Source organism: Pseudonocardia halophobica (assembly GCF_050948485.1).
GTDB lineage: Bacteria > Actinomycetota > Actinomycetes > Mycobacteriales > Pseudonocardiaceae > Pseudonocardia > Pseudonocardia halophobica.
On sequence record NZ_CP192046.1, the window covers coordinates 2,112,948 to 2,127,447 of the forward strand.

General features: G+C 72.9%; 12 protein-coding genes. 7 read left to right on the forward strand and 5 right to left on the reverse strand.

The genetic code is table 11. The features are described 5' to 3' along the window. Positions 1-188 precede the first annotated feature (188 nt). The gene (locus tag ACQP04_RS10130) at positions 189-1,163 is read left to right on the forward strand and encodes a cation diffusion facilitator family transporter (RefSeq protein ID WP_433508339.1); all 975 of its coding nucleotides are present in this window, start codon (positions 189-191) and stop codon (positions 1,161-1,163) included. A 94-nt stretch (positions 1,164-1,257) separates the two neighbouring features. On the opposite strand, the gene ACQP04_RS10135 is transcribed toward ACQP04_RS10130, so the two are convergent. Together ACQP04_RS10135 and gltB are read right to left on the reverse strand one after the other, a co-directional pair. Then, positions 1,258-2,709 carry a glutamate synthase subunit beta gene (locus ACQP04_RS10135; protein WP_433506801.1) on the reverse strand — a complete coding sequence of 484 codons (1,452 nt, stop codon included), beginning with the start codon at positions 2,707-2,709 and terminating at the stop codon, positions 1,258-1,260. Then, the gene (gene gltB / locus ACQP04_RS10140; protein ID WP_433508340.1) at positions 2,702-7,267 is read right to left on the reverse strand and encodes a glutamate synthase large subunit; all 4,566 of its coding nucleotides are present in this window, start codon (positions 7,265-7,267) and stop codon (positions 2,702-2,704) included. Before gltB ends, ACQP04_RS10135 begins: the two co-directional genes overlap by 8 nt. Positions 7,268-7,838: 571 nt before the next feature. On the opposite strand from gltB, the gene ACQP04_RS10145 reads away from it, so the two are divergent. Beyond that, on the forward strand, positions 7,839-8,561 hold the full coding sequence (locus tag ACQP04_RS10145) for a (2Fe-2S)-binding protein (RefSeq protein ID WP_433506802.1): 723 nt from the start codon (positions 7,839-7,841) through the stop codon (positions 8,559-8,561). Here ACQP04_RS10145 and ACQP04_RS10150 read toward each other — a convergent pair. Genes ACQP04_RS10150 through ACQP04_RS10160 form a run of 3 tightly spaced genes read right to left on the reverse strand, consistent with a single transcriptional unit; the run spans position 8,504 to position 10,247 of the window. Continuing rightward, positions 8,504-8,923, reverse strand: coding sequence for an Asp23/Gls24 family envelope stress response protein (locus tag ACQP04_RS10150; RefSeq protein ID WP_433506803.1), 420 nt, complete (start codon positions 8,921-8,923; stop codon positions 8,504-8,506). The genes ACQP04_RS10145 and ACQP04_RS10150 overlap by 58 nt on opposite strands. Next, on the reverse strand, positions 8,920-9,615 hold the full coding sequence (locus ACQP04_RS10155; protein ID WP_433506804.1) for an Asp23/Gls24 family envelope stress response protein: 696 nt from the start codon (positions 9,613-9,615) through the stop codon (positions 8,920-8,922). The genes ACQP04_RS10150 and ACQP04_RS10155 overlap by 4 nt, the downstream gene beginning before the upstream one ends. Further along, positions 9,606-10,247, reverse strand: coding sequence for an RNA polymerase sigma factor (locus tag ACQP04_RS10160; RefSeq protein WP_433506805.1), 642 nt, complete (start codon positions 10,245-10,247; stop codon positions 9,606-9,608). The genes ACQP04_RS10155 and ACQP04_RS10160 overlap by 10 nt, the downstream gene beginning before the upstream one ends. Before the next feature lie 187 nt (positions 10,248-10,434). On the opposite strand from ACQP04_RS10160, the gene ACQP04_RS10165 reads away from it, so the two are divergent. From ACQP04_RS10165 to ACQP04_RS10185, 5 genes are all read left to right on the forward strand, one after another. Next, positions 10,435-10,608 carry a CsbD family protein gene (locus ACQP04_RS10165; protein WP_433506806.1) on the forward strand — a complete coding sequence of 58 codons (174 nt, stop codon included), beginning with the start codon at positions 10,435-10,437 and terminating at the stop codon, positions 10,606-10,608. Between the two features lie 72 nt (positions 10,609-10,680). Further along, positions 10,681-11,115 (forward strand): hypothetical protein, encoded by a 435-nt coding sequence (locus ACQP04_RS10170; RefSeq protein ID WP_433506807.1) that lies wholly within the window; start codon positions 10,681-10,683, stop codon positions 11,113-11,115. A 142-nt stretch (positions 11,116-11,257) separates the two neighbouring features. Further along, the gene (gene tig, locus ACQP04_RS10175; protein ID WP_433506808.1) at positions 11,258-12,775 is read left to right on the forward strand and encodes a trigger factor; all 1,518 of its coding nucleotides are present in this window, start codon (positions 11,258-11,260) and stop codon (positions 12,773-12,775) included. 263 nt (positions 12,776-13,038) lie between these two features. Beyond that, complete coding sequence (locus ACQP04_RS10180) at positions 13,039-13,644, forward strand: ATP-dependent Clp protease proteolytic subunit (protein WP_345378561.1); 606 nt, start codon at positions 13,039-13,041, stop codon at positions 13,642-13,644. Continuing rightward, on the forward strand, positions 13,641-14,270 hold the full coding sequence (locus tag ACQP04_RS10185) for an ATP-dependent Clp protease proteolytic subunit (RefSeq protein ID WP_037043313.1): 630 nt from the start codon (positions 13,641-13,643) through the stop codon (positions 14,268-14,270). The genes ACQP04_RS10180 and ACQP04_RS10185 overlap by 4 nt, the downstream gene beginning before the upstream one ends. Positions 14,271-14,500: the final 230 nt, after the last annotated feature.

The following is a 14,500-nucleotide window of genomic DNA, read 5'->3' on the forward strand; positions in this document are numbered from 1 at the left end:
GCGTGCCGCGGCAACGACCTTCCGATGATCGCGCTGTGGCGACCGCGCGGCGCCGGACCGGATCTTCCGGACAACCCTCCCGACGCCCGGCGGGCTGCGGGGGCGGGCGCTAGGTTCGTTTTGTGGTGGAACGCTCCGGGGCCGACGGGCCCGCTCCCTCCGACGATCCGCACCGCGACCGCTCGGACGTGGGAGGCCCCGGCGGCGAGAGCACCCTCACCGTCCTGATCGCGGGCGCCGCGAACGCCGCGATCGGCGTCCTGAAACTGGTGGCGGGCCTGCTGACGGGCTCGTCGGCGATGCTGGCCGAGGCCGCCCACTCCGTCGCCGACACCACCACCGAGGGCCTGCTGCTGGCTGCGCTGCGCCGCTCGGCCCGCCGGCCCGACCGGCGCCACCCGTTCGGCTACGGCAAGGAACGCTTCTTCTGGGCGCTGATCGCCGCCGTCTCGATCTTCGTGTCCGGCGGGGTGTTCGCGATCTACGAGGGCGTGACGACGATCCTCGGCGAGAGCGCCGAGCAGACCCTCGCCTGGGTCGCGTACGGCGTGCTCGGGGTGTCGTTCCTGTTGGAGGGCACCTCGTGGCTGCAGGCGGTGCGCCAGGTGCGGCGCGAGGCGGCGGCCGAGGAGACGACCTTCTCCCGCTGGTTGCGCGGGACCGACGACCCCACCGTCAAGACCGTGTTCTTCGAGGACAGCGCGGCGCTGATCGGCCTGCTGCTCGCCTTCGCGGGCGTCGGGCTGCACCAGCTGACGGGCTCGGGGGTGTGGGACGGGGTCGCGTCCCTGCTGATCGGGCTGCTGCTGGCCTGCGTCGCCTACATCCTGGGCCGGACCAACAAGGGCCTGCTGATCGGCCGGCAGGCGGATCTGAGGCTGGTGACGGCGATCCGCCGGGCGTTGCAGGACAGTCCCGAGGTCGACGCCGTGGTGGACCTGTTGACCATGCAGCTCGGCACGGACAGCGTGCTGCTCTGCGCCCGGCTGGACTTCGACGACTCGCTCGGCGCCGCCGACGTCGAGCGGGCCTCCGTGGAGATCGACGCCGAGCTGCGGGAGCGCTTCACCGACCTCGCCGAGATCTTCCTCGAACCCGTCCCGCGGACCGACCCGGTCATGCGCGGGCGGGTGCTGGACCGCTACGGCCGCACCCTCGCCTGATTCCGCCGGGCGTCCGGCAGACGCCGGAATGCACGAACGGCACTGTCGTGCGCCAGGTGCGCACGAAAGTGCCGTCGGTGCGATCAGGGACGCGTCAGGCGATCTGACGGTCCGTGGGGTTGATCGGGCGCGGGAGGACCTCCCGCCCGGTCAGGAAGGCGTCGACCCCCGCGGCCGCGGAGCGACCCTCGGAGATCGCCCACACGATCAGCGACTGGCCGCGGCCCATGTCGCCGGCGACGAACACGCCGTCGACGCTGGACATGTAGTTCTGGTCCCGCGCGACGTTGCCGCGCTCGTCCAGCTCCACGCCCAGCTCGGAGAGCAGCTTGCCCTTCTCCGGGCCGACGAAGCCCATCGCCAGCAGGACCAGGTCCGCCGGGATCTCCTTCTCGGTGCCCTCGACGGGGTCGAAGCCCCGCTCGCCGCGGGTGACCTCGACCAGCCGCAGCGCCTTGACCTTGCCGTGGCCGTCGTCGACGAACTCGGTGGTGTTGACCGAGAACAGCCGCTCGCCGCCCTCCTCGTGCGCCGAGGAGACCCGGTAGACCATCGGGTAGGTCGGCCAGGGCATGCCCTCGGTGCGGTGCTCCGGCGGCGTCGGCATGATCTCGAGCTGGGTGACCGACGCGGCCTTCTGCCGGTGCGAGGTGCCCAGGCAGTCGGCGCCGGTGTCACCGCCGCCGATGATCACGACGTGCTTGCCCTCGGCGGTGATCGGCGGGGCGTCGAGGTCGCCCTGCTGCACGTGGTTGGCCCACGGCAGGAACTCCATCGCCTGGTAGATGCCCTCGAGCTCGCGGCCCTTGGCCGGGATGTCCCGCCACGCGGTGGCGCCGCCGGCGAGCACGACGGCGTCGTACTCCTCGCGGAGCTGCTCGGTGGTGACGTCGACCCCGACGTCGACCGAGGCGCGGAAGTGCGTGCCCTCGGCCTGCATCTGCTCGAGCCGCCGGTCGAGCCGGGACTTCTCCATCTTGAACTCGGGGATGCCGTAGCGGAGCAGCCCGCCGATCCGGTCCGCCCGCTCGAACACGACGACCTCGTGCCCGGCGCGGGTGAGCTGCTGCGCGGCGGCCAGCCCGGCCGGCCCGGAGCCGACGACGGCGACCTTCTTGCCCGTCCTGGTCTGCGCGACCTGCGGGGTCACCCAGCCCTCGTCCCAGGCGCGGTCGATGATCTCGACCTCGACCTGCTTGATGGTGACGGCGTCGTCGTTGATCGCGAGCACGCACGCCGCCTCGCACGGGGCGGGGCAGAGCGTCCCGGTGAACTCCGGGAAGTTGTTGGTGGCGTGCAGCCGCTCGATCGCCTCGCGCCAGTCTTTGCGGTAGACGAGGTCGTTCCACTCGGGGATGAGGTTCCCCAGCGGACAGCCCTGGTGACAGAACGGGATGCCGCAGTTCATGCAGCGGCCCGCCTGCTTCTCCAGCGTCGCGCGCGGGAAGTCCTCGTAGACCTCGCGCCAGTCCATCAGGCGCAGGTCGACGGGCCGGCGCTTCGGGGTCTCGCGCGGAGTGGTCAGAAAGCCCTTCGGGTCACCCATGTGCGGCCTCCATGATCGCCGCGTTGACGTCGCGGCCATCCTTCTCTGCCTGCTCGCGGGCCTGCAGGACGCGCTTGAAGTCCTTCGGCATGATCTTGCCGAAGCGCTCCACCGCCACGTCCCAGTCCTTCAGCAGGGCGCGGGCGACCGGGGAGTCGGTCTCCGCGTGGTGCTTCTCGACGTACTCCCGCAGGAACTCGCGGTCCTCGTCGTCGAGCGGGTCCATGTCGACCATCTCGGGGTTGACCCGCTTGGCCAGCGTGCGGTCACCCGCCTCGAGGTCGAGCACGTAGGCGATGCCGCCGGACATGCCGGCCGCGAAGTTGCGGCCCACCTTGCCGAGCACGACCACCTTGCCGCCGGTCATGTACTCGCAGCCGTGGTCGCCGACGCCCTCGACGACCGCCACGGCGCCGGAGTTCCGGACGCAGAAGCGCTCGCCGACGATGCCGCGGATGAACATCTCGCCGGACGTGGCCCCGTACAGGATCACGTTGCCCGCGATGATGTTCTCCTCGGCCGTGAACTGCGCCGACGGGTCGGGCCGCAGGATCAGCCGGCCGCCGGACAGGCCCTTGCCGAAGAAGTCGTTCGTGTCGCCGACCATCCGCAGCGTGATGCCCTTCGGCACGAAGGCGCCCAGCGACTGCCCGGCCGAACCGGTCAGCGTGACGTCGATCGTGTCGTCCGGCAGGCCCTCGCGGCCCCACTGCTTCGTCAGCTCGTAGCCGAGCATGGTGCCGACGGTCCGGTTGACGTTGCGTACCGGCAGGTCCAGGCGGACCTTGTCGCCGCTCTTCAGCGCGCCCTCGGCCAGCTGGATCATGGTGTTGTCCAGCGCCTTCTCGAGGCCGTGGTCCTGCGCCTGGGTGCGGTGCCGGGAGGCGCCCTCGGGCAGCTCCGGCGCGTGGAAGATCGGCCGGAGGTCCAGGCCCCGGGTCTTCCAGTGGTGCAGCGCCGCGTCGGTGTCGAGCACCTCGGCGTGGCCCACGGCCTCCTCGAGGGTGCGGAAGCCCAGCGCCGCCAGGTGCTCGCGCACCTCCTCGGCCACGAAGCGCATGAAGTTGACGACGTACTCGGGACGCCCGTCGAACTTCTCGCGCAGTGTCGGGTTCTGCGTCGCGACGCCGACCGGGCAGGTGTCCAGGTGGCAGACGCGCATCATGATGCAGCCGCTGACCACCAGCGGGGCCGTGGCGAAGCCGAACTCCTCGGCGCCCAGCAGGGCGGCGATGACGACGTCCCGGCCGGTCTTCAGCTGGCCGTCCGTCTGCACGACGATCCGGTCCCGCAGGTTGTTGGCCAGCAGCGTCTGCTGGGTCTCGGCCAGGCCGAGCTCCCACGGGCCGCCCGCGTGCTTGATCGAGGACAGCGGCGAGGCGCCGGTGCCGCCGTCGTGGCCCGAGATGAGCACGACATCGGAGAAGGCCTTCGCCACGCCCGCCGCGACCGTCCCGACGCCGACCTGGCTGACCAGCTTCACGTGGATGCGGGCCCGCGGGTTGGCGTTCTTCAGGTCGTGGATGAGCTGCTTGATGTCCTCGATCGAGTAGATGTCGTGGTGCGGCGGCGGGGAGATCAGGCCGACGCCCGGCGTGGAGTACCGGGTCTCGGCGATCCACGGGTAGACCTTGCTGCCGGGCAGCTGGCCGCCCTCGCCGGGCTTGGCGCCCTGCGCGATCTTGATCTGGATGTCGTCCGCGTTCACGAGGTACTCGCTCGTGACACCGAAGCGGCCGGACGCGACCTGCTTGACCGCGCTGCGCCGGGAGTCGCCGTTGGCATCCGGGGTGAAGCGGTCCGGGTCCTCGCCGCCCTCACCGGTGTTGGAGCGTCCGCCGAGCCGGTTCATCGCGATGGCGAGGGTCTCGTGCATCTCCTGGCTGATCGAGCCGTAGGAGATGGCGCCCGTGCCGAACCGCTTGACGATCGACTCGACCGGCTCGACCTCGTCGATCGGCACCGGCGGGCGCAGGCCCTCCTTGAAGGAGAACAGCCCGCGCAGCGTCATCAGCCGCTTGGCCTGGTCGTCGACCGCCTTCGTGTACTCCTTGAAGATCTCGTACCGGCCGGAGCGGGTCGAGTGCTGGAGCTTGAACACGGTCTGCGGGTTGAACAGGTGCAGCTCGCCCTCGCGCCGCCACTGGTACTCGCCGCCGACGACGAGCGCGCGGTGGCTGGCCCGGGTGCCGTCCGCCGGGAAGGCGCGCCGGTGGTGCTTGAGCGCCTCCTCGGCGAGCACGTCGAAGCCGACTCCGCCCAGCCGCGAGGTGGTGCCGGTGAAGCAGGTGTCGACGACCTCCTGCCCCAGCCCGACCGCCTCGAAGATCTGCGCGCCGGTGTACGAGGCGACGGTCGAGATGCCCATCTTGGACATCGTCTTGCGCACGCCCTTGCCCAGCGCCTTGACGAGGTTCTTCGCCGCCGTCTTGGCGTCGACGCCCGGGATGTCGCCCCGCTCGGCGAGGTCCTCGACGGTCGCCATCGCCATGTAGGGGTTGACCGCGGACGCGCCGTAGCCGATCAGCAGCGCGATGTGGTGCACCTCGCGGGCGTCGCCGGACTCGACGACCAGCCCGACCTGCGTGCGGGTGCGCTCGCGGACCAGGTGGTGGTGCACCGCGCCGGTGAGCAGCAGCGACGGGATCGGTGCGTGCTGCGGGTCGACGCCGCGGCTGGACAGCACGATCAGCCGGGCGCCGTCCTGGATCGCCTCGGAGACCTCGCCGCGGATCTCCTGGAGCCGCCGCAGCAGGCCCTCGCCGCCCTCGGCCGCCTTGAAGACGCCCTTGACGGTGTAGGTCGCGAAGCCCGGGAGGTCGCCGTCGTCGTTGATGTGGACGATCTTGGCGAGGTCGTCGTTGCCCAGCACGGGGAACGGCAGCACGATCCGCCGGCAGTTCGCCGGGCCGGCCTCGAGCAGGTTCTGCTCCGGGCCGAGCAGCGAGCGCAGCGAGGTCACGAGCTCCTCGCGGATCGCGTCCAGCGGCGGGTTCGTGATCTGCGCGAACAGCTGGATGAAGTAGTCGTAGATCTGCCGCGGCTTCTCGGACAGCAGCGCCAGCGGCGCGTCGTTGCCCATCGAGCCGATCGGCTCCGCGCCGGTCGCCGCCATCGGCTTGAGGAGGACGCTGAGCTCCTCCTCGGTGTAGCCGAAGGACTGCTGGCGGTGGGTCAGCTCGGAGTGCGCGGGCACCTCGCGCTGCCGCTCGGGCAGGTCCTCGAGGGCGATGCGGCCGGCGTGCAGCCACTCGCCGTACGGCAGCGACGCGGCCAGCTCGCCCTTGATCTCCTCGTCGGCGACGATCTTGCCCGCCTCGGTGTCGACCAGGAACATGCGGCCCGGCTCCAGCCGGCCCTTGCGCACGACCTGCGCCGGGTCGACGTCGAGCACGCCGACCTCGGAGGCCAGCACGACCAGCCCGTCCTCGGTGACCCACCAGCGGGCCGGGCGCAGGCCGTTGCGGTCGAGCACCGCGCCGATCTGGGTGCCGTCGGTGAAGGCGACGAGCGCGGGCCCGTCCCACGGCTCCATCAGGTTCGAGTGGAACTCGTAGAAGGCGCGCCGCAGCGGGTCCATCTCGGCGTGGTTCTCCCACGCCTCGGGGATCATCATCAGCACGGCGTGCGGCAACGAGCGCCCCGACAGGTGCAGCAGCTCCAGCACCTCGTCGAAGGTCGCCGAGTCCGACGCGTCGGGCGTGACGATCGGGACCAGCCGGTCCAGGTTGCCCGGCAGCACCGAGGACTCCAGCAGCGCCTCGCGCGCCTTCATCCAGTTGCGGTTGCCGCGCAGGGTGTTGATCTCGCCGTTGTGCGCGACGTACCGGTAGGGGTGCGCCAGCGGCCACGCCGGGAAGGTGTTGGTGGAGAAGCGCGAGTGCACCACGGCCAGGGCGGTGGTGACGCGCGGGTCCGACAGGTCCGGGTAGAAGGCCTCGACCTGCGGCTCGGCGAGCATGCCCTTGTAGACCACGGTCCGCGGGGACAGGCTCGGGAAGTAGACGCCGGTCTCGTGCTCCACCCGCTTGCGCAGGCAGAAGGTGCGCCGCTCCAGCTCGATGCCGGTGGGCGGGGGCTTCACGATGCCGGTCTCGATGCCGGCCACGAACAGCTGGCGGAAGCCGGGCATGGCGGCCAGCGAGGTGGGGCCGAGGTCGGCCTTCTCCGGGTCGGTCGGCAGCTCGCGCCAGCCGAGCACGCGGAGGTTCTCCTCTGCGGCCAGCTCGTTGATCCGGGCGACGGCCTCGTCGGCCTTCGCCTCGTCACGCGGGAGGAACGCGATGCCGGTGGCGTACGCGCCCGCCTCGGGCAGGTCGAAGTCGACGACCTCGCGGTAGAAGGCGTCCGGGACCTGGATCAGGATGCCCGCGCCGTCACCGGTGTTCTCCTCGGCGCCCCGGGCGCCGCGGTGTTCGAGCCGGAGCAGCGCGGTCAGCGCCTTCTCGACGATCGAGTGGTCACGCCGGCCCTGCAGGTCGGCGACCATCGCGACGCCGCAGGCGTCGTGCTCGTGCTCGGGGGAGTAGAGCCCGCCGGGCACCGGCGCGCTCGTCACCGGAGTGGTCTCCGTGGCGCCGGGGCGGTTGCTGATCGCAGCCAACAGCTCCTCCTGTCGTCTCGGTGCACCCCGACTTCGCATCGGGACGACGTGTGGGTGGTTCCACAAGGGGGTCCAGAATACAGCGATGCTCCGACGGAACGCTGACGCTGGTCCGTTCGGGTGCACCGTCCGGACTGCGCCTCAGTCGTCTCCTGCTGGTGTTCGGACGCACGTGTCTCGGCCGGTGCCCGACTTCGGGCCCGGCCGGCGGCTTGCACTTGGGGACCGCACGCGGCGTCGGATGCGGTCTCTCCGGGGAAAGAGTGACACGCCGACGCGTTGATACGCCAGATGTAGCGGGGCGAACCGCTGTGACCTGCGTCGGAGCGGCCTCCGACGGGCGGCGCGGCCGACCGGCGGACGATCGGGGCCTGCCCGTCCGGGCAGGTCACGGCCCTCCGCCCCGCCCGGATCGGCGGGCGGGCGACGACACTGGGGTGATGCAGTGCACGCCTCACCCGGTCCGCCTTCCCGGCGTGACCGGCGTGACACCTGAACGGGGGCTCGACGTGGCGGTGGGCGGACGGTGACGGCCCCGGTGCGCACCGTGCTCGCCGACGTCGCGCGGGCCGGTCCCTTCTTCTCCGTGTCCACCGACCCCGCCGAGTCGGCCGACCCCACGTGGCGGCCCCTGCGGGAGCTGGCCACGGAGCCCGGCGCGCTGGGGGAGCGGATCGCGCACGTCCGCCGGGTGCTGTCCGAGCAGGCCGGGTGCGCTGTGGAGGAGCGGGTGGCCGCGTCGGTCGCGCTGCAGGGCCTGGCCGCCCGGCTGGTCTCCGCGCCGCTCGCGGCCGTCGCGCTGCACGGCGTCCTGCCCGACCTCGGCCGCGACGCCCTGCACTGGCGGGTCTCCCTCACCGGGCCGTGGCCGCTGTGGACGGACGCGGACCGCCCCGCCCGGGATCCCGGCGAGCTGCCGGCCCTCATGGCGGAGGAGATCGCGGAGCCGCTGGTCGGGGCCGTGCGCGCGCTGGTGCCGGTGTCGCCGAGGGTGCTGTGGGGCAACGTCGCGTCGTCCGTCGCGGGCGCGAAGCGCGTGCTCGGCACGGAGCGGCCGGAGGCCGCGATCCGCGCCGCCGAGCTCGCGGCCGCGGTCCTCGACCACCCGCTGCTCGCCGGGACGGGGGAGCGGCGCCCGCCCGCCGCGCCCGACCGCGGCTGGACCTTCCGCCGTCGCTCCTGCTGCCTCTACTACCGGTTGCCGGGCGGCGGCACCTGCGGGGACTGCGTGCTCGCCCGCTCGGCCTGAGGGGCGTCGAGGAGGACGTCGGCGACCGTCACCGTGACGACGGCGTCGAGGCCGGTCTCGGCGCGCACCTGCGCGGCGACCGCCCGCTGCACCGCGGCGGAGAGGTCGCGGGCGTTGTGGCCGAGAGTGGTGACAAGCGTCAGCGCGACCTCGGCGCGGCCGTCCTGCACCGCGGCCGACGCCCCGGCCGCCGACAGCGCGTCGCCGGCGGACCGGTCGCCCAGCAGCGAGCCGGCCAGCCCGAGCAGCGTCTGGGCCAGGTCCGGCCGGAGCGCGACCACCCCCGGCACCTCGCGAGCGGTGGCCGCCGCGATCCGGGCGACGACGGCGTCGCCCACCGTCAGCCGCACCGGCGGGGTCACGGCTCGTCCCAGAGGTCGACCACCGCGATGTCCACGCTGCGCACCGGCACCCCGAGGGCCTGCTCGCCCGCCGCCACGACCATCTGCCGCACCCGTGCCGTCACTGACGCGAGGTCGACCCCGAACCGGGCCGTCACGGTGATCGCGACGGTCACGCCGAACGGGTCCGCCCCGGCCCCGTTCGTCGCCGCACCGTCGGTTCCCGCGCCGTTCGTTGCCGCTCCGTGGGTCCCGGCCGGCCCGACGGGCTCGATCCGGCAGCTGCGCGCCCGCGTCCCGTCCATCCCGTCGACGACGTGCCGCAGCACCCGGGCCGCGGCGGTCCGGCTCAGCCGCGCGGGACCGGCGGGGGAGTCGAGCGCCAGCAGGTCCTGCGGGCGGAGCTCGGCGGTGACGGTGTCGATCACCGCCTGCATCACCCCGTCGAGCACCGAGGGCGGCGGCGCCGGCCGCTCCGCCGCCATCCGGTGGACCACGCCGTCGAGCCCCAGGGCGTCGGCGGCCGCGGCCCGGCAGTGCGGGCAGTCCCGCTCGTGCGTGTCGAGGGTGCCCTCGACCGCGTGGTCCCAGACGTCGGCGGCGTCGCGGCCGCAGGCCAGCGGCTCGATCCGCTCGTCCGCGGGGCCCACGGCGCCGACGGACCCGGGCGCCTCGCCGGCCGGGGCGCCGGGGACGGTCCTGCCTACCTCCACGACCGCATCACCTCCGCCAGCCCGCGGCGGGCCCGGTGGATCCGCCCGCGGACCGCGGTCTCCGACGCGCCGGTGATCTCCGCGATCTCGGCGTAGCCCAGGCCCTCCAGCTCGCGCAGCACGAAGCAGGCCCGCTGCTCGTCCGGCAGCGTGCGCAGCGCCGCCCGCAGCGCCGTGAGCCCGGCGTCGACCTCGGCGGCGTGCTCGGGGGCGCCGGCCTCCGGCGCGGCCAGCCGCTCCGGGGCCACCTCGGCCACCTGCTCCACCGACACCGTCGCCCGCCGGCGGCGCAGCAGGTCGAGGCACCGGTTCGTCACGATCCGGTACGCCCACGTGGTGAAGGCCGAGTCGCCGCGGAATCGGTCGAGCCGGCGCCAGGCGTCGAGCAGGGACTCCTGCAGCGCGTCCTCGGCGTCGGCGGCGTTCCCGACCAGGCGCAGCGCCAGCCGGTACAGCGCGGCCTGGTGCCGCTGCGCGAGCGCCGAGAAGGCGCGGACGTCGCCCTCGCGGGCGCGGACGACGAGCGTGGTGTCGTCGAGCTCGCGCTCGGCGGGGGTGGGCGCGTGCTCCCGTGCTACGGCCGGGACCCGGGGCGGCGGGCACACATCCTCCCGCGCCCCCCTCGTCCGCATCGCCTGCACCACGGTCCCGTCCGACAGCCGTTTCCCCCGACGACGCCGACAGTATGACCGACCGTGACGCCGGTCACGAGGGTCGTGTGTCGGGCGGGGGCCGGGGGTAACCGCTCCGCGAGGCCCGACGCTAGTGGCCGGAGGGGCCGGCCGCGCGGCGGGCGCACGAGTCCGGGAGGTTCACCAGATGAGCATGAAGGACAAGCTGGACAACAAGACCCAGGAGCTGTCGGGCAAGGCCAAGGAGGCCACCGGCCGCGCCACGGACGACGAGCGCCTCGAGGCCGAGGGCCGCACGGACCAGATGGGTGCCGACCTCAAGCAGGCCGGCGAGAAGGTCAAGGACGTCTTCAAGCGCTGACCCATCCGCCGACGGCGGCGTCCCGGGCTTCCGGGGCGCCGCCGTCGCGTGTGCGGCGCTAGCGTGGCCGGCGTGTCCGCGCAGCTTCCGGGGCAGCCGTCCGAACGCCCGCTGCCCGAGCGGGTCGCCGCCGCCGTGCTGAGCCATCCCGCCGTCGCCCGGCTGGACGGCGGGCCGTTCGGCAGCGTCGCCTCCTACCTCCCCGGCCGCCGCGTCGTCGGGGTGCGCGCGGCGGAGGGCGCCGCGGCGGGCGAACCCGTCGAGGTCGCGGTGGTCGTGCGCTGGCCCGCCGGGACCTCGCTCCCGGTGCTTGCCGAGGAGATCGCCGCGCGGGTGCGCGGCGTCGCGGGGGAGCGGCCTGTCGACGTGACCGTCGCGGACCTCGTGCCCGCGCCGATCACCGCGCCGATCACCGCGCCGGTCCCCGGGGCCCGCGCGGAGCCGGCCGGCGGCGGTCCGGCCACAGGGCCCGGACCGGCCGGAACACCCGGCACGCGTCTCGCCTAGACTCGCCCGGACACGTGCCCGGCGCGCGTGACCGCCCCTCCCGACCCGGTTGATGCGGCGTCGTGCCGCCGGTCGCCGGAGTACGAACCGAGCAGGGCCCCGCCACACAGCAGAGCCACACAGCAGTCCGAGGAGTTCCACCGTGAAGAGCACCGTCGAGCACATCGGCCCGACACGCGTCAAGCTCACAGTCGAGGTGCCGTTCGACGAGCTCAAGCCCGACTTCGACCGCGCGTACAAGAAGATCGCGCAGCAGGTCCGCATCCCCGGCTTCCGTCCGGGCAAGGCGCCGGCCCGCATCCTCGACGCGCGGCTCGGCCGCGGCGTCGTGCTGGACGAGGTGATCAACGCCGCGGTCCCGGCCAAGTACTCCGAGGCCGTCGCGGCCGCGGACGACGTGAAGCCGATCGGCCAGCCCAACATCGAGGTCACCGAGCTCGCCGACGGGGACAAGGTCGCGTTCACCGCGGAGGTCGACGTCCGCCCGGAGATCACGCTCCCGGAGCTGGACGGCATCACCGTGCAGGTCGACGACGTCGAGGTGACCGACGAGCAGGTCACCGAGCAGCTCGACCAGCTGCGCGCCCGGTTCGGCACCCTCACCGGTGTCGAGCGTGCGGCCCAGGCGGACGACTTCGTCCAGATCGACCTCTCCGCCGCCGTCGACGGCAAGGAGATCGAGGAGGCCACGACGACCGGGTACTCGTACCAGGTCGGCCAGGGCGGCCTCATCGACGGCATCGACGAGGCCATCACCGGCCTGTCCGCCGGCGAGGAGAAGACCTTCACCTCGAAGCTGGTCGCGGGCGAGTACGCAGACCAGGACGCCGAGGTCACCGTCAAGGTCACCGCGGTCAAGGAGCGCCAGCTCCCCGACGCCGACGACGAGTTCGCCCAGCTGGCCAGCGAGTTCGACACCCTCGACGAGCTCACCGCGGACCTGCGGGAGCGGCTCGGCCGGGTGCGCCGCATGGAGCAGGTCACCCAGGCCCGCGACAAGGTGCTCGACGAGATCGTCGACAACACCGAGGTCCCGCTGCCGGAGAGCATCGTCGAGGCCGAGGTCGAGTCCCGGCACCACGACGCCGTGCACGCGTTCGACCACAGCGACGAGCAGTTCAACGAGTTCCTCGAGAAGCAGGGCAAGACCCGCGAGGAGTTCGACACCGAGACCCGGGCCGAGGCCGAGAAGTCGGTCAAGACCCGCCTCGTGCTCGACGCGCTGGCCGACGCCGAGGAGGTCCAGGTCGGCGACCAGGAGCTCACCGAGCGGATCATCTACCAGGCCCAGCAGTACGGAATGGCGCCCGAGGAGTTCGTCCAGCGCATCCAGCAGGCGGGCCAGCTCGGCGCGATCTACTCGGACGTCCGACGGAGCAAGGCGCTGATCGTCGCCGTCCGCGCCGCCACGGTCACCGACGCCGCGGGCGAGCCGGTCGACCTGTCGGACCTCCTCGGTTCGGAGGAGGGCGCCGCCGTCGCCGTCGACGCGGAGGAGGCCCCGGAGGCCGCCGCCGAGGCCGCCGACAGCGCCGACGGCGCGACCGACACCGCCGCGGACGAGGCCGCCCCCGAGGTCGTCGAGGCCCCGGCCGCGGACGACTCGTCCGACGCCGCCGTGGGCACCGAGGCGGCGGGCCCGGCGGCCGGCAAGGCCTGATCGCGCGCCTGACCTGCACGGACGCGTGGTCGCTGCGCTGTCGGCGAACACGCGCCGTGTCCGCGGACGCGGGGTGCCGCGGCCGCGTAGGGTCGGGATCGAAGCAACGGGACGGGCCGCCGGCGGGACACGATCCCCCGGCGGCCCCCCGGAGAAGACGACCCCCGAGTGACGCCAGCAGAAGGCAGGGTGAAGTGAGTCAGCAGGACACCGGCCCGCGGTCGACCGCGGACCGCCTCGTGGAGGACCGCCGCGCGCTGCAGATGCGCTCGGCCCCCTCGAGCATGACGCTGTCCGACTCGGTGTTCGAGCGGCTGCTGCAGCAGCGGATCGTGGTGCTCGGGCAGCAGGTCGACGACGAGATCGCCAACCGGATCGCCGCGCAGATGCTGTTGCTCGCCGCGGAGGACCCCGAGGCGGACATCGCGCTGTACATCAACTCGCCGGGTGGCTCGGTCACCGCGGGGATGGCCATCTTCGACACGATGGAGTTCATCCCCTGCGACGTCAGCACCTACGCCATGGGCCTGGCCGCATCGATGGGGCAGTTCCTGCTCTCCGCGGGCACGCCGGGCAAGCGCTACGCGCTGCCGCACTGCCAGATCCTGATGCACCAGCCGTCGGCCGGTGTCGGCGGTTCCGAGTCGGACATCCGGATCCAGGCGGAGCTGTTCCGCCGGCACAAGCAGGAGATGGCGGAGCTGATCGCCGGGCACACCGGCCAGCCGGTCGAGAAGATCATCCGCGACTTCGACCGCGACCGTTGGTTCTCCGCCGAGGAGGCCAAGGAGTACGGCTTCGTCGACCAGGTCATCAGCCGGGCCGCGCAGGTCCCGGACTCGAGTTCGAACGGGGGCGTCTCCTCATGAGCGGTTTCCGGATGCCGGAGAGCCGGTACGTGCTGCCGTCCTTCGTGGAGCGCACGAGCTACGGGGTCAAGGAGTCGAACCCGTACAACAAGCTCTTCGAGGAGCGCATCATCTTCCTCGGCGTGCAGATCGACGACGCCTCGGCGAACGACGTCATGGCGCAGCTGCTCTGCCTGGAGTCCGCGGACCCCGACCGCGAGATCTCGATGTACATCAACTCGCCCGGCGGCTCGTTCACGTCGCTGATGGCGATCTACGACACCATGCAGTTCATCCGCCCCGACATCCAGACCGTCTGCCTCGGGCAGGCGGCGTCGGCCGCGGCCGTGCTGCTGGCGGCGGGCACCCCGGGGCGGCGCCTCGCGGTGCAGAACGCGCGCATCCTGATCCACCAGCCGGCCACCGAGGGCTTCTACGGCCAGGTGTCCGACCTGGAGATCCAGGCCGCCGAGATCACCCGCATGCGCAAGCTGCTGGAGAGCACCCTCGCGCGGCACAGCGGGCGCACGCCCGAGCAGGTGCACGACGACATCGAGCGGGACCGGATCCTCACGGCCGAGGAGGCCAAGGAGTACGGGATCGTCGACGAGATCATCCAGAGCCGGAAGCTGTCCGCGGTCGGCTGAGCGGTGCTCGCCACGCGAGCACCCGCACCGCCGTCGGTGCACCGGGGCGTCGCAGGACGGCCCCGGTGCACCCCGCACCTCCCGCACCAGTTGCGGGGTGAACGCATAACGACCGCCTGCCGACCCGATTCCGACAGGTCGCCGCGATCCTTCGCAGCGAGGGGCTCCGGCAGGTACCGTCATGACGACGTGGGCACGCCCGGACGTGGGCGGGCCGGATGGGACTGGGG

Bases quoted from the DNA above. Each gene is read 5' to 3' on its own strand.
- ACQP04_RS10135 (WP_433506801.1), bottom strand. From the start codon at position 2,709: ATGGGTGACCCGAAGGGCTTTCTGACCACTCCGCGCGAGACCCCGAAG.
- ACQP04_RS10160 (WP_433506805.1), bottom strand. From the start codon at position 10,247: ATGCGGACGAGGGGGGCGCGGGAGGATGTGTGCCCGCCGCCCCGGGTC.
- ACQP04_RS10165 (WP_433506806.1), top strand. From the start codon at position 10,435: ATGAGCATGAAGGACAAGCTGGACAACAAGACCCAGGAGCTGTCGGGC.
- ACQP04_RS10180 (WP_345378561.1), top strand. From the start codon at position 13,039: ATGCGCTCGGCCCCCTCGAGCATGACGCTGTCCGACTCGGTGTTCGAG.
- ACQP04_RS10185 (WP_037043313.1), top strand. From the start codon at position 13,641: ATGAGCGGTTTCCGGATGCCGGAGAGCCGGTACGTGCTGCCGTCCTTC.